This window comes from Enterococcus sp. DIV2402 (assembly GCF_017426705.2).
Classification (GTDB): Bacteria; Bacillota; Bacilli; order Lactobacillales; family Enterococcaceae; genus Enterococcus_F; species Enterococcus_F lowellii.
Genome location: NZ_CP147251.1, coordinates 1,481,412 through 1,503,181, shown reverse-complemented (window position 1 = coordinate 1,503,181; position 21,770 = coordinate 1,481,412). Strand labels below are relative to the sequence as shown.

At 35.3% G+C, this 21,770-nt stretch carries 19 protein-coding genes; 4 read left to right on the top strand and 15 right to left on the bottom strand.

Going from position 1 to position 21,770, the window contains the following annotated elements:
* Positions 1–19 precede the first annotated feature (19 nt).
* From licT to DOK78_RS07340, 3 genes are all read left to right on the top strand, one after another.
* Positions 20–859 carry a BglG family transcription antiterminator LicT gene (gene licT / locus DOK78_RS07350; protein WP_207940973.1) on the top strand — a complete coding sequence of 280 codons (840 nt, stop codon included), beginning with the start codon at positions 20–22 and terminating at the stop codon, positions 857–859.
* A gap of 92 nt (positions 860–951) precedes the next feature.
* The gene (locus DOK78_RS07345; RefSeq protein ID WP_207940974.1) at positions 952–2,832 is read left to right on the top strand and encodes a beta-glucoside-specific PTS transporter subunit IIABC; all 1,881 of its coding nucleotides are present in this window, start codon (positions 952–954) and stop codon (positions 2,830–2,832) included.
* Positions 2,832–4,268 carry a 6-phospho-beta-glucosidase gene (locus DOK78_RS07340; RefSeq protein WP_207940975.1) on the top strand — a complete coding sequence of 479 codons (1,437 nt, stop codon included), beginning with the start codon at positions 2,832–2,834 and terminating at the stop codon, positions 4,266–4,268. Before DOK78_RS07345 ends, DOK78_RS07340 begins: the two co-directional genes overlap by 1 nt.
* Before the next feature lie 56 nt (positions 4,269–4,324).
* Here DOK78_RS07340 and DOK78_RS07335 read toward each other — a convergent pair whose 3' ends face one another.
* The 11 genes from DOK78_RS07335 to DOK78_RS07285 all read right to left on the bottom strand — a co-directional run bounded on the left by DOK78_RS07335 (position 4,325) and on the right by DOK78_RS07285 (position 17,080).
* The gene (locus DOK78_RS07335; protein WP_207940976.1) at positions 4,325–5,701 is read right to left on the bottom strand and encodes a CapA family protein; all 1,377 of its coding nucleotides are present in this window, start codon (positions 5,699–5,701) and stop codon (positions 4,325–4,327) included.
* 166 nt (positions 5,702–5,867) lie between these two features.
* Positions 5,868–6,455, bottom strand: a complete 588-nt coding sequence (locus tag DOK78_RS07330; protein ID WP_207940977.1) for an alpha/beta hydrolase — start codon at positions 6,453–6,455, stop codon at positions 5,868–5,870.
* Positions 6,456–6,469: 14 nt separating this feature from the next.
* Complete coding sequence (locus tag DOK78_RS07325; RefSeq protein WP_207940978.1) at positions 6,470–7,078, bottom strand: flavin reductase family protein; 609 nt, start codon at positions 7,076–7,078, stop codon at positions 6,470–6,472.
* A gap of 15 nt (positions 7,079–7,093) precedes the next feature.
* Positions 7,094–7,987: a VOC family protein gene (locus tag DOK78_RS07320; protein WP_207940979.1), complete on the bottom strand. Its 894-nt coding sequence runs from the start codon at positions 7,985–7,987 to the stop codon at positions 7,094–7,096.
* Positions 7,988–8,012: 25 nt separating this feature from the next.
* Positions 8,013–8,978 carry a ring-cleaving dioxygenase gene (locus DOK78_RS07315; protein WP_207940980.1) on the bottom strand — a complete coding sequence of 322 codons (966 nt, stop codon included), beginning with the start codon at positions 8,976–8,978 and terminating at the stop codon, positions 8,013–8,015.
* A gap of 2 nt (positions 8,979–8,980) precedes the next feature.
* Positions 8,981–9,415: a MarR family winged helix-turn-helix transcriptional regulator gene (locus tag DOK78_RS07310; protein ID WP_207940981.1), complete on the bottom strand. Its 435-nt coding sequence runs from the start codon at positions 9,413–9,415 to the stop codon at positions 8,981–8,983.
* A 165-nt stretch (positions 9,416–9,580) separates the two neighbouring features.
* Positions 9,581–11,638: a purple acid phosphatase family protein gene (locus tag DOK78_RS07305; protein WP_207940982.1), complete on the bottom strand. Its 2,058-nt coding sequence runs from the start codon at positions 11,636–11,638 to the stop codon at positions 9,581–9,583.
* Between the two features lie 292 nt (positions 11,639–11,930).
* Positions 11,931–12,665 (bottom strand): SDR family oxidoreductase, encoded by a 735-nt coding sequence (locus DOK78_RS07300; protein ID WP_207940983.1) that lies wholly within the window; start codon positions 12,663–12,665, stop codon positions 11,931–11,933.
* Between the two features lie 27 nt (positions 12,666–12,692).
* A complete protein-coding gene (locus DOK78_RS07295) occupies positions 12,693–13,676 on the bottom strand; it encodes an aldo/keto reductase (protein WP_207940984.1) in 984 nt (327 codons plus the stop codon).
* 110 nt (positions 13,677–13,786) lie between these two features.
* Entirely contained in the window at positions 13,787–15,211 is a 1,425-nt protein-coding gene (locus DOK78_RS07290) for a 6-phospho-beta-glucosidase (protein ID WP_207940985.1), read from the bottom strand.
* A gap of 12 nt (positions 15,212–15,223) precedes the next feature.
* Positions 15,224–17,080 carry a beta-glucoside-specific PTS transporter subunit IIABC gene (locus tag DOK78_RS07285; RefSeq protein ID WP_207940986.1) on the bottom strand — a complete coding sequence of 619 codons (1,857 nt, stop codon included), beginning with the start codon at positions 17,078–17,080 and terminating at the stop codon, positions 15,224–15,226.
* Between the two features lie 259 nt (positions 17,081–17,339).
* Between DOK78_RS07285 and DOK78_RS07280 the strand changes: the two genes are divergently transcribed.
* Positions 17,340–18,143, top strand: a complete 804-nt coding sequence (locus tag DOK78_RS07280) for an MBL fold metallo-hydrolase (RefSeq protein WP_207940987.1) — start codon at positions 17,340–17,342, stop codon at positions 18,141–18,143.
* A gap of 87 nt (positions 18,144–18,230) precedes the next feature.
* Here the strand turns inward: DOK78_RS07280 and DOK78_RS07275 are convergent, their stop codons facing one another.
* The 4 genes from DOK78_RS07275 to DOK78_RS07260 all read right to left on the bottom strand — a co-directional run bounded on the left by DOK78_RS07275 (position 18,231) and on the right by DOK78_RS07260 (position 21,758).
* Positions 18,231–19,121 carry a MurR/RpiR family transcriptional regulator gene (locus tag DOK78_RS07275; protein WP_207940988.1) on the bottom strand — a complete coding sequence of 297 codons (891 nt, stop codon included), beginning with the start codon at positions 19,119–19,121 and terminating at the stop codon, positions 18,231–18,233.
* A gap of 1 nt (position 19,122) precedes the next feature.
* Entirely contained in the window at positions 19,123–19,521 is a 399-nt protein-coding gene (locus DOK78_RS07270) for a MerR family transcriptional regulator (protein WP_207940989.1), read from the bottom strand.
* 76 nt (positions 19,522–19,597) lie between these two features.
* A complete protein-coding gene (locus DOK78_RS07265; protein WP_207940990.1) occupies positions 19,598–20,578 on the bottom strand; it encodes an aldo/keto reductase in 981 nt (326 codons plus the stop codon).
* Between the two features lie 16 nt (positions 20,579–20,594).
* Positions 20,595–21,758: an MFS transporter gene (locus DOK78_RS07260; protein ID WP_207940991.1), complete on the bottom strand. Its 1,164-nt coding sequence runs from the start codon at positions 21,756–21,758 to the stop codon at positions 20,595–20,597.
* Positions 21,759–21,770: the final 12 nt, after the last annotated feature.

Sequence of the window (21,770 nt, the reverse complement as noted above, 5' to 3'; positions counted from 1 at the left end):
ACATAGGAGCCTTTTCATTATGGTTATAAAAAAAATAATTAACAATAACATTGTCGTTTCATTTAACAATGCACATAATGAAATAATTGTTATGGGAAAAGGCTTAGGATTCAAAAAAAGTGTTGGCGATTCTATTGACGAAAGCCAAATAGAAAAAACTTATGTTATCACCCAAGAATGGAATGTCAATAAATTGACGCAAATGTTATTAGATATTCCTATCGAGCATATTCAAGTTGCTAACGAAATTATCAGTTTTGCACGAGTTTCTTTAGGTAAGAAACTCAGTGATAATTTATTTTTGACCCTAACCGATCATATCCATTATGCCATTGAACGAAAACAAGAAGGCATTATGTTAAAAAACGCTCTTTTATGGGAAATCAAACGATTTTATAATCATGAATTTTTAATTGGGAAAGAAGCACTCAACATCATCCGTCATCGTTTAAATGTTGATTTACCTGAAGATGAAGCTGGTTTTATTGCTCTTCATATTGTAAATGCAAATTTAGATATGAAAGAAGTTAGCCAAGTGAGTGAAATGGCTGAAATTATTCAAAATATTCTTAATATCGTTAAATATCATTTTAAAATCGATATTGATGAGTATTCGTTAAATTACGAACGCTTTGTTACCCATTTAAAATTTTTCATTCAACGCTTATTTAGTGATACTCGTTTGAATGACTTAGAGACAGTACAACTTATGCTAAAAATTAAAGATCAATATACTAATGAATACGCCTGTGCTCTCAAAATAAGCAATTATGTTCAGAGTGTGTTTGACCGTGAATTAGAAGAAGATGAATTGATTTATTTAACAATTCACATTAAACGAATAACAACTACCGATTAGGATTGTTACCATTGTATGTGGGCTAGACCTAAATATCTCTTATAGGGATATTTGGGTCTTTTTATTTATTTAAAATATAAGGAGGAATAAAAATGAATTATCAAGAAATAGCAGAGAAAGTCATTGATGGTATTGGAGGGACAAACAATGTCAATAGCCTAACACACTGTGCCACTCGTTTACGCTTCAATTTAAAAGACGATAGTAAAGCAAATAAAAAAATATTAGAAGAAACCCCTGGGGTAATGGGCGTAACGATAGGCGGTGGCCAATATCAAGTAATTATTGGTAGCGAAGTTCGTCATGTCTATAATGAAATAAACAAACATCTGACGCCTGGAACTAATTCAGCCAATGAAGAAGAAATTGAAGGACAAAAGAAAAATATCGGAACTCGTTTCTTAGAGACAATTTCTAGTATTTTCACGCCTATTTTGCCAGCAATTACAGCAGCTGGGATGATAAAAGCAGTTTTAGCTTTGGTGGTCGCATTCAAATGGGTAGATAATACTTCGCAAACGTATCAAATTATCAATTTTATGGCAGATGCAGGCTTTTATTTCTTACCTATTCTGTTAGCAAATTCAGCTGCTAAAAAATTCAACTGTAATCCCTATCTAGCTATGATGGTTGGAGGAATTTTACTTCATCCAAATTTTGTAACGATGGTTAATACTGCCAAAGAATCAGGTGAAGCAATCAAACTAGGATTTCTCCCTATCTATAATGCAACGTATGGATCATCCGTAGTCCCAATCATTTTAGCCGTTTGGTTTATGTCTTACATGGAAAAATTTGCTGATAAATATTCTCCAAAAATGATTAAATTCTTTACTGTTCCTTTAATCGCCATTTTAGTAACAGGAATTGTCTCATTAGTTGTATTGGGTCCGATTGGTTTCCATATTGGTAATGGAATTGCTGCAGGTATCTTATTCTTAGACACACATGTAGGTTGGTTAGTTCCAATGATTATTGGTGCATTCTTCCCACTATTAGTATTAACAGGAACACACTATGGAATTATTCCAATTGGCGCAAATAACATTATGTCAGTTGGTTATGATGCCATGATTGGGCCAGGAAACTTGGCTTCAAATATTGCTCAAGGTGGCGCTGCGCTAGCAGTTGGTTTGAAATCAAAAGATCCTGTTGTAAAAGAGTTAGGTATTTCTTCGGGAATTACCGGTGTCTGCGGAATCACTGAACCTGCCTTATTCGGTATTAATATGCGTTTTAAAACGCCTTTATATGCTGCCATGATTGGTGGTGGTGTTGGGGGACTCTTTATTGGATTTATGGGAGTAAAACGTTTTGCTTCTGGTTCTCCAGGCTTAATGACCTTACCTGTGTATATCGGTGAAGACGGTTTTAGCAATTTAATCTATGCCTGTATTGGTGCCGCTATTGCTTTTGGTGTTGCGTTTGTTGTTTCCTATATTTTATATAAAGAAAAACCAGCAGAAACTGCTGAATTAGATGCACTAGAACCCACTGTTGACAATGCAAAAGATGCAGAGATGATTTCATTTTTTTCACCAGTAGATGGTCAAGAAATGGCATTGTCACAAGTAAATGATGCTGCTTTTGCAAGTGAAGCAATGGGAAAAGGCATTGCCATCATCCCTTCTAACGGAACATTTGTCTCACCCATTAACGGCACTGTTGAAATGGTTTTTGAAACAAAACATGCGATTGGATTGCGTTCAGATGAAGGTTTAGAGGTATTAATTCATATTGGTTTAGATACTGTAAAATTAGCAGGAAAACCTTTTGAAACATTTGTAAAAAATGGGAATCGCGTACAAGTTGGTACTCCCTTAGTTCAAGCAGATTTAAATGTAATTAAAGCAGAAGGTCTCGAAACGACTACACCGATTATCTTTACGAACTATACAGAGTTTTCTAAACTGAATATATTAAATAAAACACAAGTTACAAGTGGTGATTTATTGGTGGAGGTAGGAAAATAATGACAAAAAATTTAGTATTTCCTGACGGATTTTTATGGGGCGGTGCTACAGCTGCCAATCAATATGAAGGAGGCTATGGTCAAGATGGTAAAGGAAAAGCTATTGTTGATGTCTTGCCTGCTGGAAAAAATCGTAAATCAGTCATGCTTGGTCGTCTAGATTATAAAAATCTAGACGAAGATACTATTTATCCAGGTAGAGAAGCAGTCGATTTTTACAATCACTGGGAAGAAGATATTAATCATATGATTGAAATGGGATTTAAAGCCTACCGTTTTTCTATTTCTTGGAGCCGAATCTTCCCTACTGGTATAGAAGAAGAACCTAGTGAGGCTGGTCTAGCTTTTTATGAACAAGTCATTGATAAACTAGTTGCCAATCATATTGAACCAGTAGTTACTATTTGTCATTTTGATATGCCACTACATTTAGTAGAAACTTATGGTTCATGGAGAAGTCGTAAAGTAATAGATGCTTACTTGCATTATAGCGAAGCATTATTTAAACGGTTTAAAGGAAAAGTAAAGTATTGGATTACTTTTAATGAGATTAATATGCTTTTCCATTTACCATTCATGGGTGCGGGGATTGTTTTCCAAGAAGGTGAAGACGAAGAAGCTGTGAAATATCAAGTCGCGCATAACGAGCTGGTTGCATCCGCTTTGGCAACTAAATTAGCTCATGAAATTGATGAAAAAAATCAAGTAGGTTGTATGTTAGCAGGCGGACAATATTATCCTTATTCTAGTCATCCCGATGATGTTTTTGATGCTATGGATAAAAATCGCAATATCTTTTTCTTTAGTGATATCCAAGTACGTGGCCACTACCCAAATTATGCGAAGAAAAAATTAGAACAACTTGGAATTCAATTACAAATGGAACCTGCAGATGAAGAAATTCTTCAAAAATATCCTGTAGACTTTATTTCTTTTAGTTACTATTCTTCTCGCCTAACGAGTGCTGACACATCAGTAGGTGAAGTAACTGCAGGCAATGTCATTCATTCTCTTCGAAACGAACATTTAGAAGCCAGCGAATGGGGATGGCAAATTGATCCAAAGGGACTACGAACAACCTTAAATGTCTTATATGAACGTTATGAGAAGCCTTTATTTATTGTGGAAAACGGTTTAGGTGCTAAAGATGAGTTGATTGATGGTACCGTAGAAGATGATTATCGCATTGACTATCTAAACAAACACATGAAAGCAATGCGTGACGCAATTTTAATAGATGGCGTAGATTTAATTGGTTATACTTCTTGGGGGTGTATTGACTTAATCAGCGCTTCTACTGGCGAAATGAGTAAACGCTATGGGTATGTTTATGTAGATAAAGATGATACTGGACAAGGGACTTTAAACCGTTATCCTAAAAAATCATATTACTGGTATAAAGACATCATTGCTTCAAATGGTGCTAGTTTAGAATAATCTAAAAGACCTCTTGGATCTATAAAATAAATCCAAGAGGTCTTTTATTGTCATTATTAACGATGCTTATCTTGAGCTTCTTTGGTTCGTGCGGTCTCTAGATGTGTCACATAATCAAATTCGTCTGTATAAGTTTTCATACGCTCTTCAATTGTGCCCCACCATTCTTGTCCTTGTGGAATCTCATATTTCGCGTAATCCGCATAAGGAACAACTTCATACATTTTTTCATTCTCGGTGCCAAGGATAAATATAGGCATAAATTTGGGATTTGTCACAACGACTTCCCCATCATCTTGGCGTTTAAAAGTGACTTCAGTAATCCCACCTTGTTTATTATCAATATTAACTTGCCCTGTTAAGAAACTAGCTTGAGAATAAATGGCAAAGGTCTCTTTTCCATTGTACCAATCCATCGGTTGTAACACATGTGGATGACCGCCTAAGATTAACTTCACGCCTGCTTCACTTAACATTTCAAAAACATAACGTTGATTATCATCAGGTAGTGTTTCGTATTCTTGACCTAATTGTAGTGTGACTACAACAGCATCCACTTGATCTTTTAGTTTTGTTACATCATCCACCATTTTTTCGACATCCACTAGACTAATTGTGTATTCTTTACCTGGATCAACTGGAATGCCATTAGTTCCATAAGAATAGGTTAGAAAACCTAGTTTAATCCCATTTTCATCAATGATTCGAGGTGTTTGTTGATCTTTTTCACTTCGATAACTTCCTACATACATCAAACCTGCCTCACGAATATGTTCAATTGAGGTAAGTGCTCCTTCACTGAACCAATCCAATGTATGATTGGTGCCATTACTAACAATGTCTACACCAATATTTTTGACATTATTTAACAGCGAACTCGGCGAATTAAATTGAGGATAACCAGAGATAGGTAATTCTGGATAGGCGGTAATCACTTCTAAGTTGGCAATCGTCGCATCTGCATATTGAGTAAATGGCGCAATTTGTGCAAACATAGGTGAAAAATCATAGTCCACTTGCTCTGTTGTACTTGCCGTTGTTTCATTTCCATCAGCTAAAGCTGCCACATCAACTCCATCAGCAGACAATATTTCCATCGCTGATTGATACAAAGGATTACTAATATCGGCCATATATGAAACAGTTTCATGAATTAATAAGTCCCCCACAGAACGTAAGACAAATTCCCCTTCTTTGTCTGGCTTAGCATTAGTTTTCTCTTTTTCCTGCAAACCAAGTAATGGTTCAGTCAAAGGTTTCATTTCTGCTTTTTTCTTTTTAGCCGCTTCTGCTTTTTGGGCAACATTTTCTGCCTCTACTTGCTTTGTATGGCGTATAATCATAATCGTAGTAACTAGACAGGATATGACTAGAGCTACCAACAATCCCACAACTATATTAATCTTTAACTTTCTTCGTGACAATTTGTTCATTCGTGCACCCCTTTTTTCATTTAACTTTCTTTTACTTTTTCTACTATAATACATTGTAACAGAAAACGTTTTCTGTTGGTTGAGCTATTTTCTGATCTAAATAAATTTCCATACAAAAAAAGCGTCCAATAAGCTATTGAACACTTCTTCTTCATTTAAAAATGGATTATGCCAACCACTGTTTAGCTGCTAGAATTTCTTGATAAGTTAGTTGATGATTGGCTGTCCATAATTTCGTAACCACGGCATGACGTTCTTCTAATACTTTAATCACATGCAAACTATCTGATATCGAAACAATAGGATCTTGTTCGCCTAAAGTTGTAAAAATGTGGGTCTTTTCTAACGAATAAATAGGTAAATTTTCAACTGGAAACATTGGATGAAATAAAATAGCTTTTTGAAAAAGTTCTGGTTCATGAAGTAATAGTTGCATAGCAATATTAGCACCATTCGAATAACCCACTAAGATAACTTGTCTTAAATCAAAATGATAGTTTGCTGCAGCTTCTTTAATAAACGCACGCAACTCATTCCCACGCAAAGTTAGGTCTGCTTCATCATAAACACCTTCTGTTACTCTTCGAAAAAAGCGAGGCATATTTCCCTCTAAAACATTTCCACGAATACTTAAAATAGAGGCTTTTTCATTTAACATTTCTCCAATTTCAAGCAGAGAATTTTCATCGCCGCCAGTACCATGTAATAAAACAAATACTGGTTCTTGTGTTCCTTGTTTAAAAATATGATGCATTGTTTTTCTCCTTTCTAAGTTGGACGCTCCATTTCAAAAATATCGCCAATCGTTGCATATGAGCTACCTGCCAAACGACTAATTGCAGCTAATTTTCCAGCATCAATCCTGCCTTCTTGATAAATGGCCTCATCAATTGCATAGTGCTTAATTTCTAATAAAAATAAATCTGCAGTCACTTTTTCCAAGTGATGAATAGGTATATGCTGATAAAGTATCGTCTCAAAACGAACTTTAGCCTCGTTTAAGCTGGGAACTGCAACCTTTGAAGAAGCGCTAGTAGTAAAGTTTGACACAGATAATTCGCTCTCTTCAGGCAATAATGATGCCGCAGTTTGATTCGCATCTTTTACGTTATCACTATCTAAAATATGAATTACAGCTGCTTTTCCAGCTAAAATATTCCGTGCAGTATCTTTCATTTGATTTTCTTTTCTTTGCACTGCTATGGATACGATGGCTGGCTGTGTACTAATAATTGAAAAATAACTAAACGGTGCGATATTTAGCTGTTCATTTTCAGAAAGAGTAGTCACAATCGCTACAGGTCTTGGAATAACTGATCCAATCAGTAATTTATAATTTTCACGTTCACTTAATTTTTGGGGATCAAATTGTAACAAAACACAACACCTCTCTTAGATATTTAATTTGGGTAAGGATGCACTAATTTCTTTTCTACGAGATTCAAAATGTGCAGGCAACATTAATCGTTGACCAAGTGTCTCAAAAGATTCATCTATGGTAAATCCAGGACCTTCTGTCGCTAATTCAAACACTACACTTCCAGGTTCTTGGAAATAAATTGCTTGAAAATAATTTCTATTTTTAATTTCAGTTACTCCATAATGATGTTGCGATAAATAATCGTGCCATTGCGTCTGTTCTTTTTCATCAGAAACAGCCCATGCAATATGATGAACCGTTCCAATTCCCCAACGACCTTTAGATAAAGGTTGTTTAGGAATCCCAATCTGATGACGAGCATCCCCTTTCGTGTAAAAATAATCATAGTTTGTGGAACTGCCGGCAATTACTAAACCTAAATCTTGCGTCAATGTATGCGCAGTAGCTTTTGGATTTGCAGATAAAAGAATGGCTCCATGAAAACCTAAAATCTCTGGGGTTTCAAAAAATTCATTGCTTTCAACTAAAGCTAACGCTAAATCATGAACATCTAGTAATTCCAATGTTGGCTGATTAAATAGCCTTGTTTCTTTAATAGGAACACCAAATTGAGTCAAACGATCTCGCCAATAGCTTGTACTTCCTTTAGGAATGCGAAAAGCTATCATCCCCACTTGTCCGCTCCCCACTCTTCCTTGATGAGCATTTTTCCAATTAAAGAAAGTCATAATGCTCCCATTATCAACTGATTGATTACTAAAATAAAGATGATACGTATGTTCATCATCATAATTCACGGTTTGTTTGATGAAACGTAAATTTAAAACGTCACGATAAAAATCAACGGTTTCCTGTGGGTCCCCAACAATTGCTGAAATGTGATGGATATTCGTAATAGCCTTCATTTTATTTCCTCCTTTAAAGCAAAACTTATTCACTACGTTTAGTATCAAAAGGCTTAATGACACTTTCAATATACGTACGACGATTTTCTAAGAATGGTGCTAAAGATAATTTTTCTCCAAGCGTTTCATAAGGCTCATCTCCCATAAATCCCGGTTCATCCGTTGCCAATTCTACTAAAATATGTCCCATACGCACATAAAGTGATTCAAAATAATAACGATCAACATACCCAGAATTTGGTAGTCCCAACTTGGTAAAAATTTCTTGCCAAACTGCCAATGACTTGCGATTGGCTAAACGAAAAGCGACATGATGCACTTCACCATAACCTTGTTGGGATTGTGGTGAAGTTTGATTATCTACTAAAATAACCTGTCCACCATTCCCACCTTCACCGACTTCAAGTAAATAACGATTTCCTTCATGTTTGATTGTTTGAAAACCTAACACGCCTTCAAATAATTCCTTGAATTGTTCAAAATACGCAATAGAAATTTCTACTGGACCTAAACCATAAATCGCAAATTTTTCTGGTACTGGACCTTTTTTCCAAGGAATTCCAGCTTTCACACCGCTGTTGGTTTCATCGGAAATTAGCTGATAAGCTTGTTCATCAAAATCCCAAAAATGTAAAACTTTTTGTTCAAACTCGGTTGTAATTTCTTGATATTTCACATTAAATTCTTGGAACCTTTGCGCATAATATTCTAACGCTGCATCATTTGGTACCCGAAAACTTGTACGTGTAATTGCATTTGTTCCCTTTTTTCCTTTTGGATTATTGGGAAAGTCAAAAAAAGTCATAGTAGTTCCAGGTGACCCCAAATCATCAGCAAAATACGTATGGTACGTATAAATATCATCTTGATTCACTGATTTTTTTACAAGGCGCATCCCTAATATTTTAGTAAAAAATTCATAGTTTTTAACTGCATCGCTTGTCATCGCTGTAACATGGTGAACTCCTAGTAATTGGTCTTCTTTTCTCATAATTATTCCTCGTTTCTTTTATTCGATATTTTTTTTAGTATTTTTTGTAATAGGTGCAACTCATCTAATGAAACTTCTTCAAAACTGTCAGCAATTCGTTTCGCATGTAATGGAAATATTTTTTCCATCAAATCAATACCCGATTTTGTAATTTCTACATAAATAACGCGACGATCCCTTGGGTTATTTCGTCTTTGAACAAGTCCTTTTTTTACCAACTGATCAATGACATATGTTGTGCTACTACTAGCAATTAAAATTTTTTCTTTAATTCCTTGTGTTGTGTGAGCACCTTTATGAAAAAGTAATTCCAAAACTGAAAATTCTGTAATGTTTAAGTTGTAACAGGCAACATCTTGTTTGGCTATTTGTTCCAATTGGCTACTTGTCCGCAATAAACCAATGTAAGCTTTTAGTGCTTCTGATTGGTGATCCATCTTCCCACCTCTTTTATTTCGAATTCGAGATAAATATACCTTACTTTTTATAAGTAATCAAGAGAAATGCTTGAAAACAATTACTGAAGAAAAAATAGTATAAAAAATCTTATAACTAAGATTTTTTATACTATTTTAATCAATTTTATTTATTCACACAGAATCTCATTCATTTTTTTTAATTGTATACGAATCAAATTCTTCCATGGTATCTGTACGACATGCAGTCATTGTAAAACGATCTTTTGTAAATTGAATATGCGAGAAGGTTGGCACGTAAAATTGTTCTTTGACAGCCAAATAAGGATCATTTACTTCTTCAAAATCATAATATTTACTCCCACTCGCAGAACTATTTGTAACATAAAGTGTTCCTTTGGGATTGAGAGCGATGGTGTTCTCTTCGTCTTCAAATTCAACATCGGTTACTTCTTCAAAGTCATGCATTTGATAGGTTCTACCATACGTGTGGTCATGACCCATGAATACAACGTCAATAGCCAATTTATCAAATGCTGGCACCAATGCCTCTTGACGTGCGGGTGCATCTTCATTCAATGCTTGTTTGCCTGCCGCATAAATGGATTGATGAAAGAGAACCACTTTCCAATCGAACGCTTGGTCTGCCGTTTCTGCAACCGTCTCTTCTAGAAACTGTACATGTTCTTCATTGTTTAGGTTATTGGTATTTAGTACCATATACAACACATTGCCATACGTAAAGTAGTAATCACTGCCGGCTTCATCTTCACCAAGGTTCGATTGATTGGGTTCATTGAAGTGATTGCGATAATTCACGGCAACATCATGATTGCCTACAGTAGTAACCGTTGGATAAGACGCTAAAATTTCTGGAGTAAAATAGGCATCGTATTCACTTTCTTTGTTTGCTGTATCTACAAAATCCCCCGCATTTAAAATAAAGCTTGCTTCTGGGACAGTCTCAAATGCTTGCTTTAATGTCCTTTCCCAGCCAAACACATCCGTAGGAATAGTTCCCGTGCCAATTTGTGGATCCGCTAAGAAAATCGCGTCGTGTCCATCAGTAATATCTTGTGTATTTAATGAATAAACTGGTGAGTAAGCCTCAGCATTCCCCACTCGATACAAATATTCTTTGTCAGGTTCGATCTCAATCGTTCCTTTGTTAACAAAATAATCGATTGACGTAAATTTCGTATAAGAGAGTTCCGTTGTATCCGCTTCAAAAATTCGTGCTTTTTCTTCAGAAAATTCTTCTGGATTACTGCCTTCAGCTAGTTGGATTTCGCCTGCTTCTGAAGATAGTGCATTCCAAGTAAAGTTTAGCAATCTCTCATTTTCACCAGGATTCATCGCTATATTTTTTACTTCTTCGCTGTCAGCAGCCAATTCAGTTTCATCTGGATTTACAACAAAATTAAGCAGCTCAAAACTTGCTTCGTTGTCTTCTGGATTATAAGCATGTAATTCAACAGCAATCGTGATATCTACAAAAGTATTTCCATCATCATCTGTAGCAGCTTCGCTCAATGCATATCTTGTATCACCATTTTCGTTGACAGTGCCTGTATACTCACCTGGAATAAAACCATTAGTGATACTTGAAACATCATCCACAATAAATGTTTCTTCAAGAAAGTCACCATCAGCAACTTTTTCTTGCGCACCATATTCTAAGTTCTCAGAATAATTAGCTGTCGGAATATTATGAAACCCACCTACCGGACTCCCATTAATATACATTGTCATTGCATCATTGTATCGTGCCGTAATTTCAAGCGCATAAATATTTTCTGCTTGTTCTTGTGTGAGTGTAAATGTGTGGCGTAAAAAATACGTGCTTTTTGCTCTACCCTCTTCATTTTTTTGTAGCACTTGACCTTTTGTTTTAGAATCTGTGTTAAATACAGTTCCTTCATACGTTGGCCACTCCTCTTCAGTAAAGTCCATCGGTGTTGAACCCCAATCCAACCAACCCTCAGGATATGCCCAACCATTTCTCTTGTTCCAACCTTCATACCAAGTACCAGCATTGGGATCTTCATCACCATCATAATAACGCCATTCCATTTTTTCATTAACTAATTCTACAGATGCTAAATCTGTATCTTCATTGTCTAAAATTGAAACTAGCGGACGTTGACTCATCGTTACTTTAGATGTGCTATTCTCTGTAGTAACTGTTTCTTCTGTTTCTTTCTTTTCACAAGCACCCATGACAAATACCATTACTAATAGCAAAACGAATAGAATCCCTTGAACCTGCTTATTTTTCATATTTTTTATGTATAAGTTAGATAATATAACTTATACTCTCCTCCCTTATTTTTAAAGTTAAAGAAAATTTATGTTATACCGGTAAAAACACTGATTTCTCTTAATATATACATTATCATTTATAGATAGCGCTTCCAATAAATTCAGTCAAAGACGAAATACATTCCGTATTATTTTAAAAATTAGCTTATCAGGCAAAATTTATTTCGTATTTATTTATAAAAAAAGAGTATTTAACAACAATACTCTCTTTTTATTATCTTTCTTGGAGGGTTGGTCTGATAATCATTTCATTAATAGACAGATGATCCGGCGTATCGATGATATACAGTATAGCCTCACCAATTTCCTTTGCTTTTAAACCTATTTTTTGAGAATTTTCTTTAAGCTCTGCACTAACTTTTTTATCATTAATTGTTTTATATAAATCAGTTTCGACCATTCCAGGAGTAATCAAAGTAGATTTAATATTATTTTCTCTCTGTTCTTGTCTTAACCCCTCCATAATCGCTTTCACTGCAAACTTTGTTCCACAATATACCGCTGAATTAGGATAAACAACATGACCTGCCACTGAATCTGTCGTAATAATATGACCCGATTTTTGTTGAATCATCGTAGGTAGGACAGCAGCAATACCATTCAAAACACCCATAACATTAATATCAAGCATTTGTTGCCATTCTTCTCTTTTACTTTTACTTAGAGGTGCTGTCGGCATTATTCCAGCATTATTAAATAGCACATCTACACGACCATATTTCTTCTTAGTAAAATTTATTACTTCTTGTACTTCTTCAAAATTGGTAACATCCGCTTTTAGATAATCGATTGCTGCTTTTGGTAACTCATTTTTTATTTTTTTAAGTTTGTCAATTCTACGTGCTGCAATAACTAGTTTAAACCCATGTTCTGCTAATATTTTGGTTGTTGCTTCACCGATACCACTTGAAGCTCCCATGATAATAACTACTTTCTCAGTTAAGTTCATTGCTTCTCCTACTTTATTTATAAAATTTTACTTCCCAGTACGTTTCTTTTGTTCTTGATTGTAACGATCGCCAACAATTACTAATTGGTCTACCGCATAATTAATGTCTATCAACTCTTGTTGGCTAAATTGGATTGTCGTTGCACCAATATTTTCGTCCACACGATTCCATTTTGTTGTTCCAGGAATTGGGATAATCCAATCCTTTTGAGCTAATAACCATGCTAGCGACACTTGAGCAATTGTTGCCTCTTTTTCATTGGCAATTTTTTGTAATAAGTCTAGGACAACTTGATTTGCTTGAAATGCTTCTTTAGTAAAACGTGGAAGTTCCGCACGGTTATCATTCTCATTAGCAATATCACTTCTAGTTAACTTTCCTGTAAGAAAGCCTCTTCCTAGTGGACTGTAAGCCACTAGGCCTATTTTTAATTCTTCCAATGTAGGAATGACTTCTTTTTCTAATTCTCGCCACCAAATAGAATATTCACTTTGTACAGCGGCTAAAGGTTCTACTTGATGTGCACGTCGAATTGTTTCAGAATTGGCTTCTGATAAGCCCCAGTGCAAAATTTTACCTTCTTTTTTAAATTCTTGCATCGTTTGCGCAACTTCTTCAATTGGTATATGTGAATCTATACGATGAATATAATACAAATCAATATATTCTGTCTTCAAGTGTTTCAAAGAACCTTCCAATGAATTTCTCAATGTTTTTTTGCTACTATCCGGTGTGTCAGAATCACCAGTAATTCTAAAACCGCCTTTTGTTGCTAATTGAATATCTTTACGAAACGGTTGAATAGCCTCACCAACTAATTCCTCATTGGTGTATGGTCCATAAACTTCCGCAGTATCAAACATTCTTATCCCAGCTTCATACGCATGCTGAACGACTTTTATCATATCGTTCCTGTCTTTCACAGGGCCTCTGTGATGATTCAAACCCATACAGCCAAATCCTAATTCTGAGGTAACTAATCCTGTCTCTCCTAAAATTCGTTGATTCATAACTGTTCCCCTCTCATCTTTCTAAAAAATAAAAGAATGGAACAAGGCACCATTCTTTTATTTTCATTTCTTATTTTATTTGATGAAATTAACTTTATCACGAAGATAATTTATAGAATCTCTCCATTTGATGCAATTACTTGTTTATACCATTCAAATGACTTTTTCTTCGTACGCTTAAGAGTTCCATGCCCTTCATCATCACGATCAACGTAAATAAATCCGTAACGTTTACTCATTTGCCCTGTACTTGCAGCAACTAAATCGATACAGCCCCAAGTGGTGTAACCAAGAAGTTCTACGCCATCAATCTCCACAGCATCTTTAAAAGCTTGCACATGTTTCTTTAAATAGTCGATGCGATAATCATCTTCTATATAGCCGTGTTCATCTGGCTTATCAATAGCACCCAAACCATTTTCTACGATAAATAAAGGTTTTTGGTAACGATCATACATTTGATTTAAAGAATTTCTTAAACCAAGTGGATCAATTTGCCATCCCCATTCCGTTGAAGGAAGATGTTCATTTTTAATAGACGGGAACAAGTTTCCTGTAGCTTGTGCATAATCTTCTGGATGCGCACTGACTGTTCGCGAACAATAATAAGAAAAAGTCACAAAATCTACAGGTGATGCCGCAAGAATCGCTTCATCCTTTTCTTCCATTTCAATATTTAACCCTTCACGTTCAAATTTCTTCAACGCATAATTGGGGTATTTTCCACGCGCTTGGACATCAATAAAGAAATAACCTTCTCTGTCACGATTAATTGCTGCTTGATAATCTTCTGGTCGGCAAGTATACGGATAGTGACTTCCTCCAGCTAACATACAACCTACCATGTTCTCACTATCTACTTCATGTGCAATTTTAGTCGTTAATGCGCTAGCTACCAATTGATGGTGCGCTGCTTGATATTTAATCTCTTGTTGATTATCACCTTCTTTAAAGACGATACCACCACCTACAAAAGGTTGGTGTAACAAAATATTGATTTCATTGATTGTTAACCAGTATTTGACTAAACCTTTGTATCGTTTGATTACCGTTTCTGCATAATTAGCATAGAAATCAATCAATTGACGGTTTTTCCAGCCACCATACTCTTTAATCAAATGAACAGGAACGTCAAAATGAGCAATTGTCACTAATGGTTCAATGTTATGTTTTCGCAATTCTTTAAAAATAGTTTCATAGAAAGCTAATCCTTCTTCATTGGGTTCTTTGTCATTTCCATTAGGAAAAATTCGAGACCAAGAAAGAGACATCCGATAGACTTTAAAACCCATCTCTGCAAATAGTTGGATATCTTCCATATAGCGATGATACATATCAATCGCTTCTTTTGCTGGATAATAATAGCCTTCTTGCCACTCCAACATTTCTAAGTTACCAGCTGCAACTTTTTTGCGATCAGGACCTGTCGGAAGAAGGTCTACATTTGACAGGCCTCTTCCACCTTCCAAAACACCACCTTCTGCTTGATTGGCAGCTGTTGCGCCACCCCATAAAAAATCTTTACTTAAAGTCATATTTAATCACTCCTAAACTTTGACGACTAATACTTCTTCGTCTTTATTCACGTCCCCTTGTTTAATCATTTCAATTGAGGAATATTGTGGTGTATTTGTTACTACAACGGGTACTTGCGTTGGATACCCTGCTGCTTCAATTTTCTTCACATCAAAAGTCAACAGTAACTGTCCTTTGGTAACTGGCTGATCCGGTTCTACTAATGCGTCAAAATATTGACCATTTAGCTCGACTGTATTCAAACCAACATGAATTAAAATTTCCACACCTGAGTCCGACATAAGACCAATGGCATGTTTAGTAGGAAAAACTGCAACAACTTTCCCATTAAATGGTGCAAAAACTTCTCCTTCAGATGGATTAATTGCGAAACCTTTTCCTAACGCTTCAGATGCAAATGCTTCATCCTGAACTTGACTTAAAGGAATAACTGTCCCGGGAATAGGGCTAATCAAACGAGTGTCTTCTAAAATAATCGGTTTGATTTCTGGTACATCTGTTATCTCATCTTTTTCATATTTGAAGCTTAAAACGTAGGTTAATACTGCTGTCACAGCTGCAGAAATAATTAATGCAATGATAATATTCCAGAAAAATTTCATTGTATCATCACCAATATAAAGGAGCACAGCTGGTAATCCAGATGAGCCTGTTGCAAAGCGATGTGTATTTGTTAAACCGGCATATAATCCACCTGAAGCTCCACCAATCATGGCTGCAATCAATGGATATTTTTTAGGTAAATTCACTCCATATAATACAGGTTCTGTAATTCCCATATAAGCAGTAATTGATCCTGAAACGGCTACTTGTTTTATTTTTTTATTTTTTGTACGGAAAGCAACTACCGCTGCAGCAGTCGCCTGTGCAATATTTGAAACCAATGCGCCTGGACCAAAAATACTATCATAACCTAATTCAGCCATTTGCATAACGCCAAGGGGTGCCACTCCGTTGTGTAAGCCAAACATAACCATTACTGGAAGCAAACCACCAATTAAAACAGCTGGTACCCAGCTGGCATTTACGCTTAAGAAAGTAAAGAAAGTTGCTAAATAACCGCCCAAAATACTACCAATTGGTCCAAATAAAGAGAACGCCAATGTTCCCATGATTAGAAAAGTTAACATCGGAACAAACACTAATTCGACTGATTTTGGAATCACTTTATTTAAGAATTTTTCTACATAAGATTGGAAGAAAATAACAATTAAAATAGGAATAACTGAACCAGTATACGTAGCTAAAGTAAAGGGAATGAATCCGAAGAAATTAACTGGTTCTCCTGCTGTTACTAAAGCTCCCCAATTTGGATGCAACATCATTGCTGCTACAGAAACAGCTAGAATAGGATTACAGCGCAACTTTTGAGCAACTGTAAACGCCAAAATCATGGGTAGAAAGAAAAATACGCCATCAGCAAATAGATTCAACATATAATACGTTTGAGAATCAGGGGTAATCACCTTAAATACAATCAAAAGAGCTAAAACTGCCTTTACCATCCCAGCTCCAGATAATGCTGGAATAACTGGTTGGAAGGTTCCTGAAACAAAATCGATCACTGTAGCTACTAGCCCTTTTTTCTCAGTTGAACCGTTATCGTTTGAAGTTTGAACATCAATATTTTTTTCAACTTCTTCAAACACATCCTTCACATGAGTACCAATGACAACTTGATGCACACCTGCATTATGAATATATTTCGTCACACCATCTAACTCTTCTAATTTGTCTTTGTTTAACTTCGATTCATCCGCTACTTTAAAACGTAATCTTGTTTGACAATGATAGGCGTCAGTAATATTTTCTTTGCCGCCTAATTGTTGAACTATCTCTTTAGCCAACTGTTCATATTTTTTGCTCATACAAACCTCTCCTAAATAAATTTTAAAGAAAATTTATGCTATCACCGGTAAGACATAATGTTTCTCCTGCAAGCAATTTAACACTTAAAGATAGCGTTTCCAACACTTTTCTTTAAAGTTGAAATGGATTTCATTTTATTTTAAAATCTGCTCTTTTCCATGAAATTTATTTCATCTTCACCAAAAATAATTGACTTAAAGTGAGCTTAAACTGATATAATCAATAGTATGTTAATCCATTTAAAGGAGCTGAAATAAAATGACAGATAAGAAACAAGCACTTCCTCCACAAACGATTTTTTTTGCGCAAGAAGCCTTTCAAAAAAATGAAGAGACGATGATTCGCTGGTTGGGAAATTCAGGAATTTTATTGAATAGCAGAGGAACTTGCCTGATGGTGGATCCTGTTTTAGAAGAATTTGACTTACCTTTATTAATTGAATTGCCAATTAAAACCGCAGATGTTCCTTACTTAGAGGCTATTTTAATTACACATTCTGATAACGATCATTACAGTTTGCCAACTATAAAAAAATTAGCTCCGAAAACGTCTTCTTTTCATGGACCAAACTACGTTGCGGAATTAATGGCAAAGCAATTAGCAGTCGCAGCTACAGGACATGCTCTTTATGATGAATTTATGGTTGATAATTTAAAGGTGACTTTAACAAAAGCCAATCATTTGTGGCAAAATGAAACAGATAAATTTGATCGTATTTTTAAAATAGAAGATTATTGTGGATTTTGGATTGATACTCCTGATGGAACACTGTGGATTCCTGGAGATTCTCGATTACTTCCAGAACAGTTAGAAATGCCACAACCCGATGCCATTCTTTTTGATTTTAATGACAATACTTGGCATATTGGTTTTGAAAATGCAATTAAATTAGCAAATACATATCCCCATGCGGATTTAATTCTCTCACACTGGGGAACTGTTGATGCGCCACACATTGATGCCTTTAACGGGAATCCTGAAGATTTATATGACAGAATTATCAATCCCAAACGTATTCAATTAGTTGCTGCTGGCGAAGCTTTTAAATTAACAAAGAAATAAACATATCCGAAGTACATAGATGAAGATCGCACATTACTTGGCTTCCTATGTACTTCGGATATGTTTTATTGTCGTTGATATTTACCTTTAGAAATCTTCTGAAATATCTTTAAATGTTGTTTGTCTTTTCACTTCCAACCTACGTGAATTAGCTATTTTGGTCTTCATATTTTCATCATAATTCAAAGAAAATACTTTGGCATATAAAATAGTTAAGATAAATTGAATGGACTCTTCGGTAGAAAAATTAGCTATTTTTGAATATAGTTTTTCTCTGCTTGATACATTTAAAACAATGGTAGAATAGTCGCGCAAATAGTTTTCTCCGCCACTGGTTATACTAATGATTGGCACACGATTGTTTAGAAGAATTTTTACATTTTTCATTGGATAAGAGTCAGAATTATTGCCAGAATAAGAAATAATGATGGCACAATCTTTACTAGTCAAGGTATTTGAAATCAATCCCGCTTCATCTGTATCAGCTACAAAAGCTTTCTTATGAATTGTATTTAGGTTTCTTTTAAATAACTCTCCAAAATAAGAATTCGGACTTCTTCCATAAATAATAATCGTCTCTGCTTGGTTCAAAATATTAGCTGCATGATTAATATCAGTCACCGACATTAATGAAGATGTTTCTTTAATCGTTTGCATTCGAAGATTCGCAATATTTTCAATAATTTCCAAAGTATCTGCGGCATTATCAAAAGGAACATTGGTGTCGACATCAAAATGATTGTCATTAAAATGAGCCACTTCATGTGTAAAAGCGTACATGAATTCCTTCCACCCAGAATAATTAAAATATTTCGCAAATCGAACCAATGTTGCTTTTGAAGTGTGCGTCAATTTAGCGATGTCTTCCATGGTATATTCTGATAGTTTTTCACGATTGGCTAAAAGAAATTCTCCGATTGTTCGACGGGCATCATATTGTTTAAAGACAGTTTCTTCAATTTTCTGAAAGAGATACATACTATTCAACGCTCCCATTAGCATAACTAGCGGTTTGACTTTCGCCTGTTTTTATTTTTGCTTCATAGTTTTTTATTTTATTTCCTAATTTAAATACTGTTTCATTTATTTGCTGTTGTTTTTCTAGTAATTTTTTATATTCCACAATCAAAATCGCCTGCCGTTCTTCTAAGGTTTCATCTCCTTTTTGATATAATTTCGTATATTCAGCTAATGATTCAATTGATAATCCAGAATCGCGCATGCATTTAATAAATTCAATCCAATTTACATCTTCGTTGGAGTAGGTTCGATTCCCCGCCTTGGTGCGTGCAATAGGTGGAATCAACCCCTGTTGTTCATAATATCGTAAAGTTGCTGGTGTCAATTGATACCTAGCAGCTACTTCTGAAATATTCATCTGTATGTCCTCCTAATCAGTATCTTTGGGCTATGTACATTAAGACTAGTGGAAAAATTCCTACTAGTCTTAGCATTTATGAAAATCCGACAATTTTATGTGGAATGTACTCTTCTTCCAAATAGGTCACTTCTTCTTCAGTTAATTTAAAGTCAATGGCTTTGACTGCTGTTTCGACGTGACTAAGTTTGGTAGCGCCGATAATTGGCGCCGCTAAATTCTCTTTTTGTAAAAGCCAAGCTAATGCTACTTCTACACGACTGACATGATGCTTGTCCGCGATTTCTGCTACGCGCTCGATAATAATTCGATCTTTTTCTGCAGATTCATCGTATTTCGCTCTTTGTGCTGGATCTGTTTCTCGTCTTAAAGAACTTTCAGAAAATGGTTTGACAAGTCTCCCTGAAGCTAACGGACTGTATGGCGTCAAAGCAATCCCTTGATCGATACAATAGGGAATCATTTCACGTTCTTCTTCACGATACATCAAATTCAAATGATTTTGCATAGACACAAATTTTGTCCAACCATTTTTTTCAGCAACATGATTGGCTTTCTGAAATTGATAGGCATACATCGCTGAAGCTCCAATATAACGTGCCTTTCCTGCTTTCACTACATCATGTAATGCTTCCATCGTTTCTTCAATCGGTGTATCGTAATCCCATCGATGAATAATATACAAGTCCACATAATCTGTTTGTAGTCGTTGCAAGCTTTGATCAATTTGTGACATGATTGCTTTTCTAGATAATCCTTGCCCATTCGGACCGTCAAACATTTTTTGATGCACCTTTGTAGCTAGAACAATTTCATCACGATTGGCATAATCTTTCAGCGCTTTACCTAATATTTCTTCACTACGCCCTAAAGAATAGACATTTGCCGTATCAAAAAAATTAATACCTAAATCTAGTGCACGCTTAATAATCGGACGACTCTCATCTTCTTCTAAAACCCATTCGTGAATCCAATTATGGGGATCCCCAAAACTCATCGCTCCCAAACAAATTCTAGAAACATCCATTCCAGTATTTCCTAATTTCACATATTCCATTCAACTACCTCCTCTTTTAAACAGTCATATACTTATTAAAGATCAATGTAACTAATCCAATACTACATAATCCTACTCCCGTAAAAATGATTTGATTACTTGCACTAGTATTACCGCTAAGTAAAGAAATACCTTGTGATGCGTACGGTGCAAGTGTCGCTCCTAAATTATAAGCAACTAATACAACTGTCGTACCAAATTTTGCTACTGCTTCACCACCTGTAGTAAATGTATGCATGAAATAAGGCATAATATTCCGAAAAGCAAAACCTAGCACCAACGAACAAATTAATGTAAAAGCAACAGAAAATGACCAACTAGTTAAAAAAATACTTCCACCAGCTACAAAGGCTGCAAGGGGGAGTAACCAACGCTGTAAATAAGCATAAGTTACTCCAAATAAATTCCCTGCAATAAACGCTCCTGTTGCAATCGCTGCAATCATGTTACTCCCATTAGTTGCATCGCCAATTCCCTGTTCAATCAATAAAGGCGTTATCTGTAAATTGTAATTGATAAATAGCAAAACAATACAGAATAAAACAAAGCCCAATAAAATAGATTTTATTTTTCGTTCCTTTGAAACCTTAACTTCTCTAACGGATGCTTCAGCTTTATTAGTACTTTCATTTGGAATAAATACAAACACAAATAGCAAACTAATCATTGCAAAAGCATACACTAAAAAAGAGCTTTCCCAATTTATTTTCACTAACTGTCCTACTGCAATTGTCATAAAAATACCGCCTAAACCTTCACAGGCACTTTCTAATCCCAATGCTTTCGCTTTTTTGAGATTATCTTTTTGAAATAGCTGACTAATCATTTGAATTAGCAAACGATTAAACAAACCAATTCCTAAGCCCAATAAACATCTTGAAAGAAACAAAAGCGCAAAACTACCTTGGTACCATGCAGGCAGTGTCCCAAAAATCCCAACAATAATTAATCCTGTAATAATTGTATATTTTTTTCCTATTTTCTTTTCAATAAAGCTAGTTAAAAATACGCCAATTACCAAAAATAGAGACGGAATCGTTGTCAGTAAACCAACATACACAGGGTTTATTTTCGAAAAATATTGGGTAATAGCTGGAATATTAGCCGAAATAGCTGGGGCAGAATTAACAACCAAAGCTACCGATAATAAGGCTATTAATTTCGTTGAAAAAAATTTCATTTTTTCTCCTTT

What these genes read in the sequence shown, in the direction of transcription:
- licT (WP_207940973.1), top strand. Translation starts at nt 20, where the DNA reads ATGGTTATAAAAAAAATAATTAACAATAACATTGTCGTTTCATTTAAC.
- DOK78_RS07345 (WP_207940974.1), top strand. Translation starts at nt 952, where the DNA reads ATGAATTATCAAGAAATAGCAGAGAAAGTCATTGATGGTATTGGAGGG.
- DOK78_RS07340 (WP_207940975.1), top strand. Translation starts at nt 2,832, where the DNA reads ATGACAAAAAATTTAGTATTTCCTGACGGATTTTTATGGGGCGGTGCT.
- DOK78_RS07335 (WP_207940976.1), bottom strand. Translation starts at nt 5,701, where the DNA reads ATGAACAAATTGTCACGAAGAAAGTTAAAGATTAATATAGTTGTGGGA.
- DOK78_RS07330 (WP_207940977.1), bottom strand. Translation starts at nt 6,455, where the DNA reads ATGCATCATATTTTTAAACAAGGAACACAAGAACCAGTATTTGTTTTA.
- DOK78_RS07320 (WP_207940979.1), bottom strand. Translation starts at nt 7,987, where the DNA reads ATGAAGGCTATTACGAATATCCATCACATTTCAGCAATTGTTGGGGAC.
- DOK78_RS07315 (WP_207940980.1), bottom strand. Translation starts at nt 8,978, where the DNA reads ATGAGAAAAGAAGACCAATTACTAGGAGTTCACCATGTTACAGCGATG.
- DOK78_RS07310 (WP_207940981.1), bottom strand. Translation starts at nt 9,415, where the DNA reads ATGGATCACCAATCAGAAGCACTAAAAGCTTACATTGGTTTATTGCGG.
- DOK78_RS07300 (WP_207940983.1), bottom strand. Translation starts at nt 12,665, where the DNA reads ATGAACTTAACTGAGAAAGTAGTTATTATCATGGGAGCTTCAAGTGGT.
- DOK78_RS07295 (WP_207940984.1), bottom strand. Translation starts at nt 13,676, where the DNA reads ATGAATCAACGAATTTTAGGAGAGACAGGATTAGTTACCTCAGAATTA.
- DOK78_RS07290 (WP_207940985.1), bottom strand. Translation starts at nt 15,211, where the DNA reads ATGACTTTAAGTAAAGATTTTTTATGGGGTGGCGCAACAGCTGCCAAT.
- DOK78_RS07285 (WP_207940986.1), bottom strand. Translation starts at nt 17,080, where the DNA reads ATGAGCAAAAAATATGAACAGTTGGCTAAAGAGATAGTTCAACAATTA.
- DOK78_RS07280 (WP_207940987.1), top strand. Translation starts at nt 17,340, where the DNA reads ATGACAGATAAGAAACAAGCACTTCCTCCACAAACGATTTTTTTTGCG.
- DOK78_RS07275 (WP_207940988.1), bottom strand. Translation starts at nt 19,121, where the DNA reads ATGTATCTCTTTCAGAAAATTGAAGAAACTGTCTTTAAACAATATGAT.
- DOK78_RS07270 (WP_207940989.1), bottom strand. Translation starts at nt 19,521, where the DNA reads ATGAATATTTCAGAAGTAGCTGCTAGGTATCAATTGACACCAGCAACT.
- DOK78_RS07265 (WP_207940990.1), bottom strand. Translation starts at nt 20,578, where the DNA reads ATGGAATATGTGAAATTAGGAAATACTGGAATGGATGTTTCTAGAATT.
- DOK78_RS07260 (WP_207940991.1), bottom strand. Translation starts at nt 21,758, where the DNA reads ATGAAATTTTTTTCAACGAAATTAATAGCCTTATTATCGGTAGCTTTG.